This is a genomic window from Pseudoduganella sp. GW821-FHT05F09, assembly GCF_059419605.1.
Window position 1 is genome coordinate 125028 of sequence record NZ_JBWKSD010000006.1, and the last position, 18753, is coordinate 143780.

An 18753-nucleotide genomic window follows, 5' to 3' on the forward strand; every position below is an offset into this window, starting at 1 on the left:
AATTGCTGTTATGCATAGAGGCAATATCCACTATAATCGCGGCAGATTGGCCGGCGCCCCGCCCCCGTTTCCGGCCACCGAACTGGCCCCAGCTCCGCCAAAGTGTTGATTGGATGCGCTCCGTGCGCGGCAGGAGGCTCGCTATGCAGCCAGTGGTTCATTTCTTCCTTAGTTTCAAATTCAAGATCACGATGCTCGTCACCGCAATGGTGCTGTTCGCCGCGCTGGGCGCGGGCGGCGTGTCGCTGCTGATTGCCGAATCGGCCATGCGCCAGTCGATCGCGCAGCAGGAGCAGGCGCTGCTGGCGACCGCCGCAGCCTATGTGGAGCGCGACATCGTGGCCAAGCGCCAGATGCTCAAGGCGCTCACCGAGCAGCCGGCCGGCGCCGAGCCCGCGCTCGGCGACATGCAGGCGCTGCTGGAAGCGCACAGCAGCCTGCGCGACGAATTCTTCAACGTCACCGTGTTCGATACCGACGGCAAGCTGGTGGCCAGCCTGCTGGACCGCCGCGCGCGGGGCACGCTGAACATCGCCGCGCGCCAGTATTTCAAGGACACCCTGCGCACCCGCGAGGGCGTGACGTCGGCGCCGTTCCGCAGCGTACTGACCGGCAAACCGGTGGTGGCGCTGACGCAGCCGCTGCTCAACGCCAAGGGCGAGATGATAGGCGTGGTGCAGGGCGCCATCGAGCTGCTGCGGCCTTCGTTTTCGGCGCGCCTGGACAGCCTGCGCACCGGCACGGCCGGCTATCTGTTCATCGTGACCGGCGACGGCGTCTTCGTCCACCATCCCAACAAGGCCTTGCTGCTGAGCCACGGCGACGCCGGCGAGGGTTCGCTGGTGGATGCCGTCCTGGCCAGCGCGGACGGCTGGACCGACGAGCTGCTCGACGACGGCGTGCCGACCCTGCTGGCGCACCAGCGCCTGCGCGAGGTGGACTGGGTGATCGGCGTGTCCTACCCGATCCAGAGCGCGTTCGCGCCCATGGCCAGCGTGCGCGCCCGGGCCGTGCTGGCGGTCGCGGTGGTGACCTTGCTGGCGGGGCTGTTCGGCTGGCTGCTGGTCAAGCTGATGCTGCGTCCGCTGCTGCGCCTGCACCGCCACGTGGTCGACATCGACACCGGCCTGGCGCCGATCAGCGTGTTCGACGTCCAGGGCCGCGACGAGTTTGCCCAGCTGAGCCGCGCGTTCTTCTCCCTGTCGCGCCGCCGCGAGCGGGCCGAGCAGGATTTGCAGCGCCTGGCCACCACCGACGCGCTGACCGGCATCCACAACCGCCGCATGTTCGACGAGTACTTCCCGCTCGCGCTGGCCCGCGCCCAGCGCGCCGGACAGCAGGTGGGCCTGGCTTTCCTCGATATCGACCATTTCAAGTCCATCAACGACCAGCACGGCCACGCCGCCGGCGACGCGGTGCTGGTGGAGTTCGCGCGCCGCCTGAGCGATGCCGTGCGCTGCACCGACACCGTGGCCCGGCTGGCGGGCGACGAGTTCGTGATCGTCTTCGAGCAGCTGCCCGGCGGCGCCGAGATCGGCCTGCTGGGCGCCAAGATCATCGAAGCCATGCGGGCGCCGTTCGCGGCGGGCGGGCAGCAGCTGGCGGTGAGCGCCAGCGTGGGCATCGCCCTCACCACCGAGCTGCCGGTGGCGGCGGACCTGGTGATGCGGGCCGCCGACCAGGCCCTGTACGGCGTGAAGGCGGCGGGCCGCAACGGCTACGCGGTCAATTATGTGGGGGCGACGCGGGTGCTGCGGGTGCGCGGCGCCTGAGCCTGCGGCAGCGGCGGGGCGCCCGCCTTGGGTTGGACACGCAATTGGTGTAGCATGCTGGACGGCGATGGGGCAGGGTGCGCGCATGCGCGCCGGCCGCGCCCGATTTTTCCAGGAATACCGAATGCAAATCCAAATCAATGACATGCTGCGCAGCTATATCGACCCCTTGACCGAGGCCGAATACGCTGCGCTTGAGCGCAGCATCCTGGCCGAGGGCTGCCGCGACGCCCTGGTGCTGTGGAACGACGTGCTGGTGGACGGCCACAACCGTTATTCCATCTGCCAGCGCCACAGCATTCCGTTCAAGGTGATCCAGAACGAGAGCTTCCACAGCATGGAAGACGTGATGCTGTGGATGATAGACAACCACCTGGGCCGCCGCAGCGTGTCCGACTTCCAGCGCGGCGTGCTGGCGCTGCGCAAGAAGGACATCATGGACGCCCGCAGCGCCGAGCTGGCCGCCAGGACGGCCGCCGAAGACGCCAGCATTGCGCCGCCCGAGCCGGACCAGGACGGCGCCCCCGCGCCGGCCAAGGTGCGCACCTCGCGCGAGGACATCGCCCGCGCCGCCCGCCTGAGCAGCAACACCATCAGCCAGATCGAGAAGATCCAGAAAACGGCCGCGCCGGAGCTGGTGGAGGCGGTGCGCGCCGGCACCATCTCCATCAACGCGGCCGCCACGGTGGCCTCGCTGCCGGAGGCCGAGCAGGTGGCTGCGGTGGCGGGCGGCAAGAAGCTGCTGCAGCAGGCCGCCAAGGAAATCCGCGAGCAGCGCGCCGCGTCGCGCCCGCCCAAGGAAGCCAAGGCGGGCGAGGACGGCGCCACGGCCGAGCCGCTGAGCGAAGTGGAGCAATTGCGCGCCGAAGTGGCGCAGCTGAAAGACCGCGTGTCCAAGTTGCGCAATGAGAACGCCGAGCTGCGCGAGCGCATCGCCCAGCTGGTCGACGCTTCCTGATCAGAACCAACCCGGAGTTGTCTATGTCGAGATGGAGTTTTCTGCTGGTGGCCGCCGCTTGCGGCGCCGCCGCCGCGCCGCTGTGCGCCAGTGCCGCGCAGTCCGGCACGCCTGCCGTGGCGCGCCCCGCTGCCGCCGCGCCGCTGTCCAAGACCGAGGCCGCGCGCCTGAAAGGGCTGGCCCAGCGCGTGACGATCTTGCGCGACAAATGGGGCATCCCCCACGTCTACGGCCAGACCGACGCGGACGCCGTGTTCGGCCTGCTGTACGCGCAGGCCGAGGACGACTTCCACCGGGTGGAACTCAATTACATCAACGCCATGGGCCGGCTGGCCGAAGTGCAGGGCGAAGCCGAGCTGTACCGCGACCTGCGCATGAAGCTGTTCATCACGCCGGAGAGCCTGAAAGCGCAGTACGCGGCCGCCCCGGCCTGGCTGAAAAAGCTGATGAACGCCTATGCGGACGGCCTGAATTACTATCTGCTCACCCACCCCGACGTGCAGCCGGCGCTGATTACGCGCTTCGAGCCGTGGATGGCGCTCAGCTTCAGCGAAGGCAGCATAGGCGGCGATATCGAATCGGTGGACCTGAAGGAGCTGGAACGCTTCTACGGCAAGGCGCCGCAGCCCCTGCCGCCGCTGGCGCTGGCCGGCAGCGACCTGGACCACGAGCCCAGCGGCTCGAACGGCTTCGCCATTGCGCCGGCCATCAGCAAGTCCGGCCACGCCATGCTGATGATTAATCCGCACACCTCCTTCTATTTCCGGCCCGAAGTGCAGGTCAGCAGCATGGAGGGCCTGAACGCCTACGGCGCCGTGACCTGGGGCCAGTTCTTCGTCTACCAGGGCTTCAACGAGCGCCTGGGCTGGATGCACACCTCCGGCGGCGGCGACGTGATCGACGAATTCCTGGAAACGGTCAGTGGCAAGGACGGCAAATTCGTTTATAAATATGGCCGCGAGGAGCGCCCCGTGAAAGCGGTGCCGGTGCGCCTGCCGTATAAAACCGCCGCCGGCATGGCGGAAAAGACCGTCACCGCCTACTTCACGCACCACGGACCGGTGGTGCGCGCCATCGACGGCCGCTGGGTGTCGGTCAGCCTGATGAACGAGCCGCTGAAAGCGCTGCAGCAGTCCTGGCTGCGCACCAAGGCGCGCAACTACGCCGAGTTCTACAAGGTGATGGAGCTGCGCACCAACTCGTCCAACAACACCGTGTATGCGGATGCGGACGGCAACATCGCCTACTTCCACGGCAATTTCATACCCGTGCGCGACCCGCGCTTCAACTACCGCAAGCCGGTGGACGGCAGCGACCCGGCCACCGACTGGAAGGGCCTGCATGCGGTGAAGGACACGATACAGCTGTTCAATCCCAAGAACGGCTGGATCCAGAACACCAACAGCACGCCGTTTACTGCAGCGGGCGCCTACAGCCCGAAAGCGGCCGACTATCCGGCCTATATGGCGGCGCAGCCGGAGAACGCGCGCGGCATCCACGCCGTGCGGGTGCTGGAGAACAAGAAGGACTTCACGCTGGAGAGCCTGATCGCCTCGGCCTACGACAGCCAGCTCACCGCCTTCGAGCCGCTGCTGCCGCAGCTGTTTGCGGCCTGGGACGACCTGCCCGACGGCGACACGCTGAAGTCCAGCCTGGCGCCGCAGGTGCATGTGCTGCGCCGCTGGGACATGCGCTACTCGCTGAATTCCGTGCAGACCTCGCTGGCCATCTTCTGGCTGCAGGACCTGGCCAAGATCTTCGGCCCGGCGGCCCGCAAGATGGAGCTGCCGGTGCTGGACTACATCGCCACGCAGCTGGCGCCGCAGGAGCGCCTGTACGCGCTGGCGCGCGCGTCGGCCAAGCTGAACGAGGACTTCGGCAGCTGGCAAACGCCGTGGGGCGAAATCAACCGTTTCCAGCGCCTGACCGGCGACGTGGTGCAGCCTTTCGACGACGGCAAGCCCAGCATTCCGGTGCCTTACGCCTCCGGCAACTGGGGCGCGCTGGCGGCCTACGGCCAGACGTCCGCGCCGAAGACCAAGCGCATCTATGGCGAGCGCGGCAACAGCTTTGTGGCGGCGGTGGAGTTCGGCAAGCGGGTGCGCGCCAGGAGCATCCTGGCCGGCGGCCAGAGCGGCAACCCGGCCTCGCCGCACTTCATGGACCAGGCCGAAATGTATGCGCGCGGCGAGTTCAAGGACGTGCTGTTCTACAAGGAAGACGTGGAAAAACAGCTGGAACGCAAATATCACCCGGGCGAGTGACCGGCGCGGAGTTTTGTGACCATTGGTGAGTTTTGGGCCGTAAAATGAGATCACAATAGCGTCAACGCACATTCCGGAGGAAATGCGATGGCGGACAAGGACATCAACGGCACACCGGTGCCGGTCGCGGAATTCATTTTCATCCGTGAACTGAGCGAAGTCTATTTGTTGCTGGACTTTATCTCTGGCCGAAGTGACAAGAGTTTAACCAACGGCACTTCGCAGCCCGCACTGACGCCTCATTCGGCGGCGTCGCTTGACGGTTTGGGCGTGGATCTGGCACTCACCGCGCCTACGCTGAAGGATATCTGCGATATTGCCTTCTCCCCTGCGGCGGAGCCGGTGGCGCGGGCCCGCCAGGCCGCTATGCTGATCAGCGCTAAGGATAGGCTCAACGCCGCTGCCCGGCCGGCGAGCGGGCAATCGATCGGATTTACCGTGCTGGCGGTTGGAGAAGACAACCGCTCCAGGGCGGGGCGCTTGACTGGCCACAAGGAGTATGACGGCGGAATAATAGATGCCGAACATAAAGGCAGCCGCATGTCGCTGGCGCGACTCGCATTCCCCGGCATGGTGGACTCGGCCGAGCGCTTTGGTGGCCGGGTGCGCACAATTGTTTGGGGCCTGTTGGTTTGCCTAGGCAATCACTTGCATATTGTCAATGTATGTTGCGGCTGGAACCGCCTTTGCTATTGCGGGGAGCGTGACGAGCCGAAGGCGCCGGCAACGCAAGGCAGGGTCAAGCCGCGCAGCATTGAAGAGTACCATCTGTGCAACCAGCAAGAGCGTTTGGAGCGCCAGCGCGAACGTGCCCGCATTGACGTGCGCAGTTGGCTCTGGCCGTGGAAGGATGCGACGATGGCACAGGGAGCGCATGTGCCGTCTGGCCCGGAAATACATGCGGGCAGCGACGAACAGCTGGCCCGCATTGTGGTGCTGGTGATCGGCGCATCCGTGTTGCCCCTGTTGTACGGCATCCTTGGTGCGGGTGTCGCCGTAGTACGCCAACTATGGTGCAAGATGCGCGAAAGCCTGCTGTCGCCGCGCGATTTCACGCTGGCTTTGCAGCAACTGGCGCTGGGGGCCACCGTAGGCGCGTGCATCGGGCTGTTTTTCCCGGTGAATGCTGCGAGCGCGGGCGAGTCGGGGCCGCTTAGTGCTTTTACGCTCAGCGGATCGGCCCTGTCATTTCTCGCGGGTTTCTGCGTGGAGAGTGTGTTCATGGCCCTGGAAAGCTTTGTGCGGCGCCTGTTCAGTACGCCTGAACCCGGCGAAAAAAAGCACGAGAACGGCAAATCTTGAGATCGGTTTGATATTTGTCATCGCAGCTAAGATGTGACGGCACATGCTATGGCGTATGGAGGTGCGCCATGGCTGACATTAAAGGCGAAGGGGCCGCGCGGCCCGTCCAAATCCGCGATTTCATCTTCGTGCGCGAGCTGAGCGAAGTGTATTTGCTGCTCGACTTCATTTCCGGGCGCTGGGACAAGGGCCTGGCGCCGGATGTGCAGGAGCTGATCACCGAGATCTGCGAAATCGGCTGGCCGCCCGAGGCCGGCCAGGCCAGCCAGGCGCACCAGGCGGCCATCCTGTTGCAAGCCAAGGACAAACTGAACGCCGCCGCCAAGCCGGCCAACGGCGCCACCATCGCCTTCACCTTGCTGGTGGTGGGGGAGGACGACCCGCGCCAGCGCTCGCGCTGGGGCCGCCATGTCGATCGCCGGGGAGGCGGCGTCGCGCAGCCCGGAGCCGGCGGCGGGGAGGGCATGCGCGCGGACGCAGGGCCGCCGCCCTGGCTGGGCGGCCCCTCCGGCCCCGGCGGCTTGATGGGGGACAGCGCAAGCCGCAGCGCGCCCGGCTCCGGCCGAGGCGACGGCGGCCATGGCAGCGGTGGCGGCGGGGCGGGCGGCGGCGGCGGCTGGCCGGGCAGCCGTGCCGGCGCCGGCAATGGCGACCTGATCGCCCCGGGCGGCGGTTTTACGCGCCCGCCCACCCGCATGTCGCTGGCGCGTACCGCCTTCCCCGGCCTGATCGGCCCGGCCGGCAAGTTCAGCCGTGGCATCTGGCGCATCGTGGTGGGCCTGGTGATCTGGCTGGTGTTCACCTGCTTGCTGTCCTGGAACGTCACGGCGGGCAATGTGATCCTGACCCACCTGGACACGCTGCGCACCCAGCAGCGCGAGCTGACCGCCAAGGTGTCGGACGCCGAGGCCAAGCTGGCGGCGGACGAGCTGGCGCGGCTGGCCAAGGGCGCGCCGCAAGCGGCGGCCGTCATGCCGCCGTCCATGCACCTGGTCGTCTACTGCGACCCCGAGCGCGCGCCCCAGCTGGACAACACGCCGCCGGCGCAGCGCTACCGCAGCATAGAGGAATATCACTTGTGCACGCAGGACAACCGGCTGGACCGCGAGCGTTCCGTCACGCGGCGCAACCTGGCCGCCTGGCTGCAGCCGTGGAAGGCGCTGTACCGCAGCGCCACCTATTTCCTGGAACCCATCCCCGAGCCGCCGCAGCGCCCCGGCCGCGCGCCGCGCCAGGGGGGCGACGAGGAAACCGCGCGCATCCTCACGCTGGTGCTGGGCAGCGCGGTGCTGCCGCTGTGCTACGGCATCCTGGGCGCGGGGGCGGCGGTGGTGCGCGACCTGTGGCGCAAGATGCGCGAAAGCATGCTGTCGCCGCGCGACCATTCGCTGGCGCTGGGCCAGCTGGCACTGGGCGCCACCATAGGCGCGTGCATCGGCCTGTTCGTCAACGCCAGCGGCACCGGCAGCACCGCCGAGCCCGCGCTGGCGGGCGCGTGGACGCTGAGCGGCTCGGCGCTGTCCTTTATCGCAGGCTTCGGCGTGGAAGGCGTGTTCCAGGCCATGGAAAGCTTTGTCCGGCGCGTGTTCAACGTGCCGGACCCGTCCAAGCCGCGCTAGATCCGCGCTAGATGGCGTCCAGCACGTGCTGCAAGTCCCGGCGCAGGTCGGCCAGGTCTTCAATGCCCACCGACAGGCGTATCAGCCCGTCGCCGATGCCGAGCGCGGCGCGCTGCGCCGCCGGTATGCTGGCGTGCGTCATCAGCGCAGGATGCTCGATCAGGCTCTCCACGCCGCCCAGGCTTTCGGCCAGCGCGAACACCTCGCAGCGCTCCAGGAAGCGGCGCGCGCCGGCCAGGTCCGTGTCCAGGTCGATGGAGATGATGCCGCCAAACCCTTCCATCTGGCGCTTGGCCAGCTCGTGCTGCGGATGCGACTTCAGGCCCGGGTAGAACACCTTCTTCACCTTCGGCTCGCGCTCCAGCCACTCGGCCAGCTGCAAGGCGCTGGCGCAATGGCGTTCCATGCGGATGGCCAGCGTCTTCACGCCGCGCAAGGCCAGGAAGCTGTCGAAGGGCGAGGCGATCGCGCCCACGGAGTTCTGCAGGAAGCCCAATTGCTCGCGCCACGCCGCCTGGCGCTCCTCGCCCGCCACCACGGCGATGCCGCCGATGATGTCCGAGTGCCCGTTCAGGTATTTGGTGGCCGAATGCACCACGATGTCGAAGCCGTGCTCGAGCGGGCGCTGCACCAGCGGGCTGGCGAAGGTGTTGTCGGCCACGGCGATGATGTTGCGCTCGCGGCAGATCCTGGCGATTGCCTGCAGGTCGGCCAGCTTGAGCATGGGGTTGGTCGGCGTCTCCACCCACACCATGCGCGTTTCCGGGCGGATGGCGGCCAGCAGGTTTTCCGGATTGGTCAGGTCGACGTAGGTGAAGTCGTGGCCCGCGCTGCGGCGGCGCACGCGCTCGAACAGGCGGTAGCTGCCGCCGTACATATCGTCGCCGGCAATGATGTGCGAGCCGGCGTCGGCAATCTCGAGCACCGTGGAGATGGCGGCCAGGCCGGACGCGAAGGCGTAGCCCTGCACGCCGCTTTCCAGGTCGGCCACGCAGCGCTCCAGCGCCCAGCGGGTGGGGTTGTGCGAGCGGCCGTAGTCCAGGCCCTTGTGCACGCCCGGGCTTTCCTGCACGAAGGTGGAGGTGGCGTAGATGGGCGGCATGATGGCGCCGGTGGACGGGTCGGGCGACTGGCCGGCGTGGATCACGCGGGTGGCCAGGTGGGCTTTGTGGTCTTTGTTTGAGCTCAAGATAAAGTCCTGCGCAAGTGGTTGAGAAGGTCGAAGCGGGTGATCAGGCCGTAGAACTTGTTGTCGTCGGCCACCACGGCGGTCAGGCCGCGGTCCAGGGTGCTGCGCAGGGCCTGCACGCTGGCCGTGGGATGCAGCGTTTCCAGCCGCGTGGTCATGGTGGCGCCGACCAGGCTGGTGAACTGCTCGGCGTGGTTGTCCACCTTCAGCAGCAGGTCGGACTCGTCGATGATGCCCGCCAGGCGGCCCTGGTCCAGCACCGGCAGCTGCGCCAGATCGGCCGCGCGCATGCGGTTGAAGGCCACCAGCAGGGTGTCGGACGGGGCCACGCTGACCACGTCGCCCTCGTCGTAGCGGCGGCCGATCAGGTCGCGCAGGTCGCCCGTTTGCGGGCGCTGCACCAGGCCCTGGTCCACCAGCCAGCCGTGGTTGTACATCTTGGACAGGTAGCGCGTGCCGGTGTCGGCCACGAAGCTGACCACGCGCTTGGGCTCGGTCTGCTCGCGGCAGTATTTCAGGGCCGCCGCCAGCAGCGTGCCGGTGGACGAGCCGCCCAGCACGCCTTCGGCGCCCAGCAGGGCGCGCGCGCTGTCGAAGCTTTCCTGGTCGGAAATGGTGTAGGCCTTGCGCACCGAGCCCATGTCCGCAATGGACGGGATGAAGTCCTCGCCTATGCCTTCCACCGCCCACGAGCCGCTGGTGCCGGACACCACGCCGCTGTCGATGTATTCGGCCAGGATGGAGCCCTTGGGGTCGGCCAGCACGAACTCCAGCTCCGGCTGCACCTTGCGGAAGAAGCGGCTCAGCCCGGTCAGCGTGCCGGACGAGCCCACGCCCACCACGATGGCGTCCACGTCGTGGCCCATCTGCTCCCAGATTTCCGGGCCGGTGGTGGTTTCGTGGGCCAGCGGGTTGGCCGGGTTGTTGAACTGGTCGGCGTAGAAGGCGCCCGGCAGTTCGCGCGCCAGGCGGGCCGCGTAGTCCTGGTAGTACTCGGGGTGGCCCTTGCCGACGTCCGAGCGCGTCATGTGCACTTCGGCGCCGAGCGCCTTCAGGTGCAGCACTTTTTCAGTGGACATTTTATCCGGCACGACCAGCACCACGCGGTAGCCCTTGATGCGGCCCACCAGCGCCAGGCCCAGGCCGGTGTTGCCCGCCGTGGCTTCGATGATGACGCCGCCCGGCTGGAGTTGGCCGCTGCGCTCGGCAGCTTCGATGATGGACAGGCCGATGCGGTCCTTGATGGAGCCGCCGGGGTTTTGCGATTCCAGCTTGAGGAACAGGCGGCAGGGGCCGGTGTCGAGCCGGGTGACTTCGATCAGCGGGGTATTGCCGATCAGGCCGAACAGGGCGGCCTCGTGGGGTTTGTTCATAAACACTCCTCGCTTCGAAACAGCGCCGGCTGATTGTGTCGGCCGCGCTTTCCGTGAAAAAAGGCGGATGTTAGGCCGCACGATACTCGCTGGGAAGGAATCATTGTGTGCTTGTATATGCAAATTCTGCATGTCCAAGTATGCGCCTATTTTCGGCGGCAGTGGCGGTGGCGGAGCGGTGTGTGTTGGGCAGCTGTTGGCGTAGACGGGTAACTACCGGCCGCGACGTGGCCACCACCGTCATCACGCAGACAAACGTTCAATTTGGCAAAGTGGCAAGCATGGAAAATATAGTCAATGCGGAAATTACATTTGTTCAAACCTATCTTCTATAATGGCGATTCTTTCCTGCTCCGGCGATCCCATGCACCAGCGGCACGACATACCCAGCGCCTTCCGGCGCGAATTCGCCACGCCACGGCTATGGTGGACACGCGCCGTGGTGGTGGGCGCCGCCGCTCTGGCTGGCTTGATCGTGGTCGGGTTCACCTGGCTGGCCGAATCGGCGCTGGCCGTGTTCGAGTGGGCCAGCCACTGGGCCTGGTGGTTGCCCCTGGTCTGGAGCCCGGCGTGCGCGGCCGGCGTGGTCTGGCTGACGCGGCATTACGCCCCCGGCGCGGCCGGGTCCGGCATCCCGCAAGTGATGGCCTGCCTGGAAGCTGAGGTGGGGCCGACGCAACGCGGGCTGTTCGTGTCCTTGCGCCTGAGCGCGGCCAAGATCGGGCTGACCGCCGCCGGCCTGCTGGGCGGCCTGTCGCTGGGGCGCGAAGGGCCGTCGGTGCAGATTGCCGCCGGCGTCATGCTGGCGGTGCAGCCGCTGCTGCCGCGCCGATCCCTGGTCTCGGCGCAGTCGCTGCTGGTGGCAGGCGGCGCGGCCGGCATCGCTGCGGCGTTCAACACGCCGTTGGCGGGCGTGATGTTCGCCATCGAGGAACTGTCGCGGGCGCCGGAGCAGCGCAACAGCGGCCTGATAGTCGCCGGTATCGTCCTGGCTGGCCTGATCGCCGTGTCAGTGTATGGGAACGGCACGCATTTCGGCGTGATCCACGCCGGCCCTATCGGATGGCCGCTGTTCTGGCCGGGGCTGCTCACCGCGCTGGCCAGCGGTCTGGCGGGCGGCTTGTTCGCGCGCCTGCTGATCGCCAGCCTGAGCGGCCAGTCGGCGGACCGCTTCAGCCGCTGGCGCGCGGCCCGTCCGGTGCTGTTCGCGGCGGGCTGCGGACTGCTGGTCGCCGTGATCGGCGTGCTGAGTCACGGCGCGACGTTTGGCAGCGGCAACGAGGCCACCAAAGCCATGCTCGACGGCGCGGCGGCGCCGGCGCCGGGCTTCGCCTTGCAAAAGTTTTCCGCCACCTGGCTTACCGTGTGGACCGGCGCACCGGCCGGCATCTTCGCCCCGTCCCTGTCCATCGGCGCAGGACTGGGGCGCGATATCGCGCTGCTGACCGCCTATCCCTACGCGCCGGCGCTCATCGCGCTGGGCATGGTGGGCTTCCTGGCCGCCGCGACCCAGGCGCCGCTGACCGCCTTCATCATCGTGATGGAAATGGTGGACGGCCATGCCATGGTGCTGAGCCTGATGGCCTGCGCGGTCATCGCCAGCACGGTCTCGCGCGTGCTCAGTCCGCCGCTGTACGGGGCGCTTGCGCAATTGCAGTTGCGGCGCGTGGCGCCGCCGGCCTAGGCTGTGCCGCCGGTGAAGCGACCCATGACGGTCGCACTACATCGTGCGCCAGGCATATTGTTTCCGCAATATAATTTGTCCAAATGTATTTTTGTGGCGCGACTGCCCATCCATGATTCCTGACGACATCCGACGCTTCATTGTCCAGTGCATTCCCTCCGTGCCCTTCCTGGAAGCGCTGCTGCTGCTGCGCGACGGCGGCGCCAGGGAGTGGGACAGCGCTCAACTGGCGCAGCGCCTGTACCTGAATACGGCCAAGGCCGACGAGTTGCTGGCGCAACTGCTGCGCGCTGGCCTGCTGAGCTTGCACGAGGCGGCGCCGGCGCGATATTTCTACGCCCCGCGCACGCCGCAGCTCGCTGGCCTGGTTGACCAGCTGGCGGTGATATACGGGCAAAATCTGATCGAAGTCAGTACCTTGATCCACCTGAAGACCAACCGCAAAGCGCATCTGTTTGCCGATGCCTTTGTGTGGCGTAAGAAGGAGCGCTGAATGGCCATCATCATTTATCTGCTGTGCGCGGCAACCGCGCTGGCCTGTGCCTGGCTGCTGCTGCGCAGCTACACGAGGACCCGGCACCGGCTGCTGCTGTGGAGCGGACTGTGTTTCGCCGGCATGTTCATCAACAATATGCTGCTCATGCTGGACCGCGTCATTCTTCCTGAGCAGGACCTGTCGCTCTGGCGCCTGGGTTCGGCATTGCTGTCCTTGATGCCGCTGCTGTATGGCTTGATTTGGGAGGACGACTGATGGCGGTCAACTCTTTGCTTAGCGGCGCCATCGTGATGGCGGCACTGGTTGCCGCGCTGTTTTTCCTGCGTTTCTGGCGCCAGACCCGCGACCGTTTTTTCCTGTACTTCGCGGTCGCCTTCATGCTGGAGGCCTTGCACCGCCTGCTGTGGGCGCTGGCGCCGCTGGGCGATGCCGACGCGCCCCTGTATTACTTGATCCGTCTGGCGTCCTATGTGCTGATCCTGGTGGCGATCATCAATAAAAACCGGGCGCCGCCGCGCTAGCTGGACAATTACAAGTCCGCCAAGGGCGTTCTGGCGCCATGGTCGCCGGCCTGCAAGAGCCCGATCAACGCGGCCAGATCGTCCTCCAGCCGGACCAGCACGGACGGATCGAGCTCCCCCAGCGCGGTGGGCAACACGCCCCGGAAAGGTGTGGGCGCCTTGTCCAGTACCGCAGCCCCTTCTTCGGTCAGCGTCAGCTGTACCGCGCGCCGGTCCTTGGCGCGCCGCGCCAGCGTGACCAGCTCGCGCTCCAGCAGCGCCTTCACCAAATTACTGGCGGTCGATTGATGGATATCCAGCGCCGCTGCCAGCTCTCCCAGTCCTATGCCTGGCGAGGCGCTGATCTCGCTTAGCGCCCACAACTGTGCGCCGCCTATGCCGGCTGCCCGCTCCACTTCGCGAAAATGGCCGCGCACCGCGTTGAACAGCACGCGGAATTGGCGCAGCACGCGTGCCGGCGCCGCCGGATCGGAAGAACTTTCGTGGCCAAGTGACGAGGTGGAGGTAGACATGGGCGCATCATAGCGGAAAAACCCGCGCGTGCTGATAGGCCGGCTGCGGGCCGCAAAAAAAAGCAGCCCGATGAGGGCTGCCAACGGGTCCGGTAACCCGCCTACTGAGCTGGACTGCCTTGTCTTCGACAAGTGTTAAGGTGCTGCGCGCGCCACCACTTCGGCCGCCGTCCTGGTTGTGACATGCACCGGCCCAAAACCAAATGGCGCCACCAGGCGCAGGTGCTCTGCGCTACCGAGCCATCCCTTCAGCGCGCGGTTCACTGCATCGCACAAGGCCGCGTCTTCAGGGCGGAAGGCGAACGTGCCGTAACCGGCATGTACCGGGTCGTCAGCGAACACCGCCAGCGCTTGCACCCGGGCCGGATCGCGCTGCGCCAGCCGGCGCATGCTCAGTTCCGAGCCGGCGGCCGCGGCGGCCCGGCCGGTGCGCACGGCCTGCAACTGCGCCTGGCTGTTCGGCACCGACAGCAACTGGTGCGCGCTCATCCCGGCGTCCAGCGCATAGTCGTACTGGGCCGACCCAGTCACCACGGCCAGGCGCAGGCGCCGGTCGGCGGCAATGTCGCCGTAGCTGCGCAACTGGCGCGGATTGCTGCGCACAACCAGCAGCGTATCGCCCAGCCGGTAGTGCGGATTGCTGAACAACACGGTATTGCTCAATTCCGGTGTAATCGTCAGCGCGCCCGCGGCCATGTCGTAGCGGCCCGCCAGCAAGCCCGGAATAAGCGACTCCCATGTCGCAGCCACCGGCTCGATGCGCTGCGCCCCCAAACGGCCAAGTACTTCGGTGGCGATCACGGCGGACTCGCCGGTCAGCGTGCCGTCGGGCAGGAGGTAGGCAAACGGCGCCTCGTCGACATACCCCAAGCGTAGGACTCCAGTCCGGACTATGCGTTCCAGGGTTGTTTCCGCACGAGCTGCATTGGCGAGCATCATGGCCGCCAGCAAGATAGCGCCCAGTTTATTTAATCGACTCAATATCTCGGTTCCTGCTGCACAAAGGCAAAGGTGATGGCATATGTGGATATGGTTCCGGGCGCCAGGCGCCAGAGGACGCGGCCATCGTAGCAAGCAATACATTTGAAGTCAAATGTGATTGCCCATATTGCAATCATATCGGTTTGCTGCGCCAGCGTGCGCAGTTGGCGACGCGGCAATGCCATACTGGCGGGTCCGGGGACTCGGGCCGTATAATCCCGCTTTGTTCATTTCACTCGCATCGCCGTGGCAAAACTCTACTTCCGCTATTCGGCCATGAACGCCGGCAAATCGACCGCCATGCTGCAGGTCGCCCACAACTACGAAGAGCAGGGCCAGGCCGTGCGCCTGTTCACCGCCGCCATCGACAACCGCTACGGCGTGGGCAAGGTCACGTCCCGCCTCGGCCCGCAGCGCGAGACCGAGGTGTTCGACGCCGACACCGATTTCCTCAAGGTGATCGATCAACGCATCGCCTGCCTGCTGATAGACGAGGCGCAATTCCTGACCACTGTGCAGGTGCAGCAATTGCACAAGCTGGCGCAGGTGCGCGGCATTCCGGTCATCAGCTACGGCCTGCGCAGCGACTTCCGGGGCGAGCCTTTCCCCGGCTCGGCCTACCTGCTGGCGCTGGCGGACGATATCGAGGAGCTGAAAAACATCTGCACTTGCGGCAAGAAAGCCACCATGAATATCCGCGTGGACCAGGACGGCAAGCGCATGAAGGAAGGCGAGCAGATCAGTATCGGCGGCAACGAGAGCTACCGCCAGGCCTGCGGCCGCTGCTTCTATTCCGAGTAATTGATTGTTGTGCCGGTGGCGGCGGAAACACGGTAGTATCCGAGCATGTTCGACTGTGCCGCCATCGCCCCCGCCTGGTTCTGCCAGCACCGCGAAGTGCTGCTCAACGTCTTGCTCTACCTGGCCCCGTCGCTGTTGCTGGCGCTGGTGATACGGCGCCTGGCCGCCTTCCATCCCATCTTTTTCCTGTTCACGCTGGCCGGCACCATCTGCCACGAGCTGGCCCATTTCTGCGTCGGCGTGCTGACCGGCGCGCGCCCGGCCGGCTTTTCCGTGATGCCGCGCAGGGTGGGGCAGAGCTGGCAGCTCGGCTCGGTGAGCCTGACCCGGGTGCGCTGGTACAACGCGGCCCCGGTGGCGCTGGCGCCCTTCCTGGTGGCGGCGGTGCCGCTGGCGGTGGCGCTGTGGCGCGCCCAGCCCGGCTGGCATTTCGAGCCGCTGGACCTGTTGCTGGCCTTCGCCGTGGCGCCGCAGTTCCTGGCCTGCTGGCCGTCGGCCGTGGACTGGAAGATTTCGCTGCGTTCCTGGCCCTATCTGCTGATTGCCGTCCTGGCCTGGTCCGTCTGCTATTTGCCGGCGCGGCTGGCGGGCTAGGGCGCCCCTGGGCCACCTTTAATTCAGCCTTAAGGCTAGGCACGGAAACTGTGCCGCACAGCCATTGCTGGCAGCCTGCTATCCTGTAGAATAAAGCGCAGCTGTACCCAGTTTTCCATGAAATCAAAGTTTTCGGAGTAAGCCGATGAAGAAGCAGATGCTGTTGAGCGCGATTGCGCTGGCCGTTTCGGTACAAGTGGGCGCTGCCGCGCCTGACAAGGCAGCGGAGATCGTCAAGCCGCAGGCGGTGCAGTCGCAAGCCGCGTTGTGGGCTTCCCACGTCATGACGCGCTACCACTACAAGGCTACCCCGCTCGATGACGCGATGTCGGAGAAGATCTTCGACCGCTACTTCAAGTCCCTGGACGGCGAAAAGCTGTTCTTCGTGCAAGCCGACGTGGACCAGTTCGCCCCCATGCGCACCAAGATGGACGACGCCATCATGTCGGAAAACCTGACGGTGCCGTTCGCCATCTACAATCTCTACCAGCAGCGCTTCAACGAGCGCATCACGTATGCGCGCGAACTGCTGAAGACCAAATTCGATTTCTCGCTGGACGAGAGCTACCAGATCGACCGGGAAAAGGCCGAGTGGCCGAAGACCGACGCGGAAGTGAAAGACCTGTGGCGCAAGCGCGTCAAGAACGACTGGCTGCGCCTGAAACTGGCCGGCAAGGACGACAAGGCCATCCGCGAGACGCTGGACAAGCGCTACGACAACTACATGAGCCGTTCGCGCAAGCTGAACAATGAAGACGTGTTCCAGATCTTCATGAACGCCTACGCCATGTCGATCGAGCCGCACACCAACTACCTCGGCCCGCGCGCCGCCGAAAACTTCGACATCGCCATGCGTTTGTCGCTGGAAGGCATCGGCGCCCAGCTGCAGCAGCGCGACGACTACACCGTGGTGCGCGAAGTGGTGCCGGGCAGCCCGGCCGCGCTGTCGGGCAAGCTGAAAGTGGGCGACCGCATCGTGGGCGTGGCCCAGGGCGAGTCCGGCAGCTTCACCGACGTGGTGGGCTGGCGCATCGACGACGTGGTGCAGCAGATCCGCGGCGCCAAGGACTCCACCGTGCGCCTGCAGATCCTGCCGGCCGACGCCGGCCCGGACGGCAAGCTGGCGCAGCTGTCGCTGGTGCGCAAGAAAATCAGCATGGAAGAGCAGTCGGCCAAGAAATCCATCCTCGAAGTGCGCGACGGCACGGCCAAGCGCCGCGTCGGTGTGATTTCGCTGCCGACCTTCTATCTGGACTTTGAAGCGCGCCGCAAGGGCGACAAGGACTACAAGAGCGCCACCCGCGACGTGGCCCGCCTGCTGGCCGAGCTGAAGAAGGAAAAAGTCGACAACGTGCTGATCGACCTGCGCAACAACGGCGGCGGTTCGCTGACCGAGGCGGTGGAACTGACCGGCCTGTTCATCGACAAAGGCCCGGTGGTGCAGCAGCGCAATGCGCAAGGCAAGGTCGAAGTGGAAAGCGACACCAACGCCGGCCTGGCCTGGGACGGCCCGGTGGGCGTGCTGATCAACCGCAGCTCGGCGTCGGCGTCGGAGATTTTCGCCGCCGCGATCCAGGACTACGGCCGTGGCCTGGTCATCGGCGAACCGTCGTTCGGCAAGGGCACCGTGCAGCAGCTGGTGAGCCTGGACCGCTATTCGCAGGCCGACAAGCCGCGCTACGGCGAACTGAAAATGACGGTGGCGCAGTTCTTCCGCATCAACGGCGGTACGACCCAGCTGCGCGGCGTGGTGCCGGACATCAACCTGCCGTCCATGTCGGATCCGGAAACCTTCGGCGAATCGAGCTATGACAACGCGCTGCCGTGGGTGGCCATCAAGCCGGCGATCTACATTCCCGCAGGCGAGCTGAAGGAGATCGTGCCGCTGCTGGACAAGAAGCACGAGGCGCGCGTGGCCAAGGACAAGGACTTCCAGTACCTGGCCGAGGATATCGCCCTGGTGAAGAAGCAGCGCAAGGACAACGTCATCTCGCTGAACGAAACCGCCCGCCGCAAGGAACGCGACCAGCAGGAAGCGCGCGCCAAGCTGCGTGAAGCGCGCCTGCTGAACCTGGTCGCCTCACCGGACGACCCGGTGCTGATACCGGACGCCAAGGAAGCGCTGAACAAGGCCATCGCCGCCAAGCCGGCCAACGCCAACGCCAAGGCCGCGCGCCAGGTGGCGGCAGTGAAGGGCGCACTGCGCACCGACGACGGCCTGCAAGGCGACGAGCGCAGCCTGAGCGCCGAGCTGGACGCGGAAAAAGCCGCCAAAGCCGCCAAGGACGTGCTGCTCAATGAAGCGGTACACATCCTGGCGGACGAGGTAGGCCTGCTCAAAACCGATACCCGACTGGCCTCCCGCGTGCTCCCATACGCAGCCGACGTGGGAAAGTAGGTATCTTTGCCAAGTTATACGCATCATTTATTTCTATCATCACTAATATAAAGTAGAAATATATGATGCGCTACGGCATCATAGTTCCTGTCTCCTCTATTCTCCTTCAAGAGATTAGATTCAGCCCGCTCCCGTAGCGGGCTTTTTTTTTGCCTATGCAGCGCAACGCGACAGACTTATTTGTTTTGGCTATGACTGTCATTAGAAAGATAAAGTGGATTTATATGCTGCGACGCGGCATGATTACACCTGTCTCCTCTATTCTCCTCCAAGAGATTAGATTTAGCCC

The 18753-nt window shown here is 65.8% G+C and carries 16 protein-coding genes; 12 read left to right on the top strand and 4 right to left on the bottom strand.

All coding sequences use genetic code 11. The annotated features are described in order from the left end of the window. Window positions 1-191: 191 nt before the first annotated feature. From AC07S4_RS20325 to AC07S4_RS20345, 5 genes are all read left to right on the top strand, one after another. The gene (locus tag AC07S4_RS20325) at window positions 192-1772 is read left to right on the top strand and encodes a diguanylate cyclase domain-containing protein (RefSeq protein WP_494988378.1); all 1581 of its coding nucleotides are present in this window, start codon (window positions 192-194) and stop codon (window positions 1770-1772) included. Between the two features lie 124 nt (window positions 1773-1896). Beyond that, complete coding sequence (locus AC07S4_RS20330; RefSeq protein WP_494988379.1) at window positions 1897-2730, top strand: hypothetical protein; 834 nt, start codon at window positions 1897-1899, stop codon at window positions 2728-2730. 23 nt (window positions 2731-2753) lie between these two features. Continuing rightward, entirely contained in the window at window positions 2754-4994 is a 2241-nt protein-coding gene (locus AC07S4_RS20335; protein ID WP_494988380.1) for a penicillin acylase family protein, read from the top strand. Between the two features lie 87 nt (window positions 4995-5081). Next, the gene (locus AC07S4_RS20340; protein WP_494988381.1) at window positions 5082-6296 is read left to right on the top strand and encodes a hypothetical protein; all 1215 of its coding nucleotides are present in this window, start codon (window positions 5082-5084) and stop codon (window positions 6294-6296) included. 68 nt (window positions 6297-6364) lie between these two features. Then, entirely contained in the window at window positions 6365-7915 is a 1551-nt protein-coding gene (locus AC07S4_RS20345) for a hypothetical protein (RefSeq protein ID WP_494988382.1), read from the top strand. A gap of 7 nt (window positions 7916-7922) precedes the next feature. Here the strand turns inward: AC07S4_RS20345 and AC07S4_RS20350 are convergent, their stop codons facing one another. Continuing rightward, entirely contained in the window at window positions 7923-9104 is a 1182-nt protein-coding gene (locus AC07S4_RS20350) for a trans-sulfuration enzyme family protein (protein WP_494988383.1), read from the bottom strand. Beyond that, window positions 9101-10477, bottom strand: coding sequence for a pyridoxal-phosphate dependent enzyme (locus tag AC07S4_RS20355; protein WP_494988384.1), 1377 nt, complete (start codon window positions 10475-10477; stop codon window positions 9101-9103). The genes AC07S4_RS20350 and AC07S4_RS20355 overlap by 4 nt, the downstream gene beginning before the upstream one ends. A gap of 364 nt (window positions 10478-10841) precedes the next feature. Here AC07S4_RS20355 and AC07S4_RS20360 point away from each other — a divergent pair, with 364 nt between their 5' ends. From AC07S4_RS20360 to AC07S4_RS20375, 4 genes are all read left to right on the top strand, one after another. Continuing rightward, window positions 10842-12161, top strand: coding sequence for a chloride channel protein (locus tag AC07S4_RS20360; RefSeq protein WP_494988385.1), 1320 nt, complete (start codon window positions 10842-10844; stop codon window positions 12159-12161). Between the two features lie 112 nt (window positions 12162-12273). Then, window positions 12274-12654: a hypothetical protein gene (locus AC07S4_RS20365; RefSeq protein WP_494988386.1), complete on the top strand. Its 381-nt coding sequence runs from the start codon at window positions 12274-12276 to the stop codon at window positions 12652-12654. Beyond that, entirely contained in the window at window positions 12655-12912 is a 258-nt protein-coding gene (locus AC07S4_RS20370; RefSeq protein WP_161072287.1) for a DUF5985 family protein, read from the top strand. Beyond that, on the top strand, window positions 12912-13178 hold the full coding sequence (locus tag AC07S4_RS20375) for a DUF5985 family protein (RefSeq protein ID WP_161072286.1): 267 nt from the start codon (window positions 12912-12914) through the stop codon (window positions 13176-13178). Before AC07S4_RS20370 ends, AC07S4_RS20375 begins: the two co-directional genes overlap by 1 nt. 8 nt (window positions 13179-13186) lie before the next feature. Here AC07S4_RS20375 and AC07S4_RS20380 read toward each other — a convergent pair whose 3' ends face one another. Together AC07S4_RS20380 and ehuB are read right to left on the bottom strand one after the other, a co-directional pair. Then, window positions 13187-13690, bottom strand: a complete 504-nt coding sequence (locus tag AC07S4_RS20380) for a MarR family winged helix-turn-helix transcriptional regulator (RefSeq protein WP_494988387.1) — start codon at window positions 13688-13690, stop codon at window positions 13187-13189. 135 nt (window positions 13691-13825) lie between these two features. Continuing rightward, the gene (gene ehuB, locus AC07S4_RS20385; RefSeq protein ID WP_494988388.1) at window positions 13826-14671 is read right to left on the bottom strand and encodes an ectoine/hydroxyectoine ABC transporter substrate-binding protein EhuB; all 846 of its coding nucleotides are present in this window, start codon (window positions 14669-14671) and stop codon (window positions 13826-13828) included. Between the two features lie 246 nt (window positions 14672-14917). On the opposite strand from ehuB, the gene AC07S4_RS20390 reads away from it, so the two are divergent. The 3 genes from AC07S4_RS20390 to AC07S4_RS20400 all read left to right on the top strand — a co-directional run bounded on the left by AC07S4_RS20390 (window position 14918) and on the right by AC07S4_RS20400 (window position 18464). Next, a complete protein-coding gene (locus AC07S4_RS20390; protein ID WP_161072283.1) occupies window positions 14918-15472 on the top strand; it encodes a thymidine kinase in 555 nt (184 codons plus the stop codon). Window positions 15473-15517: 45 nt separating this feature from the next. Next, the gene (locus tag AC07S4_RS20395; protein ID WP_494988389.1) at window positions 15518-16066 is read left to right on the top strand and encodes a hypothetical protein; all 549 of its coding nucleotides are present in this window, start codon (window positions 15518-15520) and stop codon (window positions 16064-16066) included. Window positions 16067-16211: 145 nt separating this feature from the next. Next, window positions 16212-18464 carry a carboxy terminal-processing peptidase gene (locus AC07S4_RS20400; RefSeq protein ID WP_494988390.1) on the top strand — a complete coding sequence of 751 codons (2253 nt, stop codon included), beginning with the start codon at window positions 16212-16214 and terminating at the stop codon, window positions 18462-18464. Window positions 18465-18753: the final 289 nt, after the last annotated feature.

What these genes read in the sequence shown, in the direction of transcription:
- AC07S4_RS20325 (WP_494988378.1), top strand. Translation starts at nt 192, where the DNA reads ATGCTCGTCACCGCAATGGTGCTGTTCGCCGCGCTGGGCGCGGGCGGC.
- AC07S4_RS20330 (WP_494988379.1), top strand. Translation starts at nt 1,897, where the DNA reads ATGCAAATCCAAATCAATGACATGCTGCGCAGCTATATCGACCCCTTG.
- AC07S4_RS20335 (WP_494988380.1), top strand. Translation starts at nt 2,754, where the DNA reads ATGTCGAGATGGAGTTTTCTGCTGGTGGCCGCCGCTTGCGGCGCCGCC.
- AC07S4_RS20340 (WP_494988381.1), top strand. Translation starts at nt 5,082, where the DNA reads ATGGCGGACAAGGACATCAACGGCACACCGGTGCCGGTCGCGGAATTC.
- AC07S4_RS20345 (WP_494988382.1), top strand. Translation starts at nt 6,365, where the DNA reads ATGGCTGACATTAAAGGCGAAGGGGCCGCGCGGCCCGTCCAAATCCGC.
- AC07S4_RS20355 (WP_494988384.1), bottom strand. Translation starts at nt 10,477, where the DNA reads ATGAACAAACCCCACGAGGCCGCCCTGTTCGGCCTGATCGGCAATACC.
- AC07S4_RS20360 (WP_494988385.1), top strand. Translation starts at nt 10,842, where the DNA reads ATGCACCAGCGGCACGACATACCCAGCGCCTTCCGGCGCGAATTCGCC.
- AC07S4_RS20365 (WP_494988386.1), top strand. Translation starts at nt 12,274, where the DNA reads ATGATTCCTGACGACATCCGACGCTTCATTGTCCAGTGCATTCCCTCC.
- AC07S4_RS20370 (WP_161072287.1), top strand. Translation starts at nt 12,655, where the DNA reads ATGGCCATCATCATTTATCTGCTGTGCGCGGCAACCGCGCTGGCCTGT.
- AC07S4_RS20375 (WP_161072286.1), top strand. Translation starts at nt 12,912, where the DNA reads ATGGCGGTCAACTCTTTGCTTAGCGGCGCCATCGTGATGGCGGCACTG.
- AC07S4_RS20380 (WP_494988387.1), bottom strand. Translation starts at nt 13,690, where the DNA reads ATGTCTACCTCCACCTCGTCACTTGGCCACGAAAGTTCTTCCGATCCG.
- AC07S4_RS20395 (WP_494988389.1), top strand. Translation starts at nt 15,518, where the DNA reads ATGTTCGACTGTGCCGCCATCGCCCCCGCCTGGTTCTGCCAGCACCGC.
- AC07S4_RS20400 (WP_494988390.1), top strand. Translation starts at nt 16,212, where the DNA reads ATGAAGAAGCAGATGCTGTTGAGCGCGATTGCGCTGGCCGTTTCGGTA.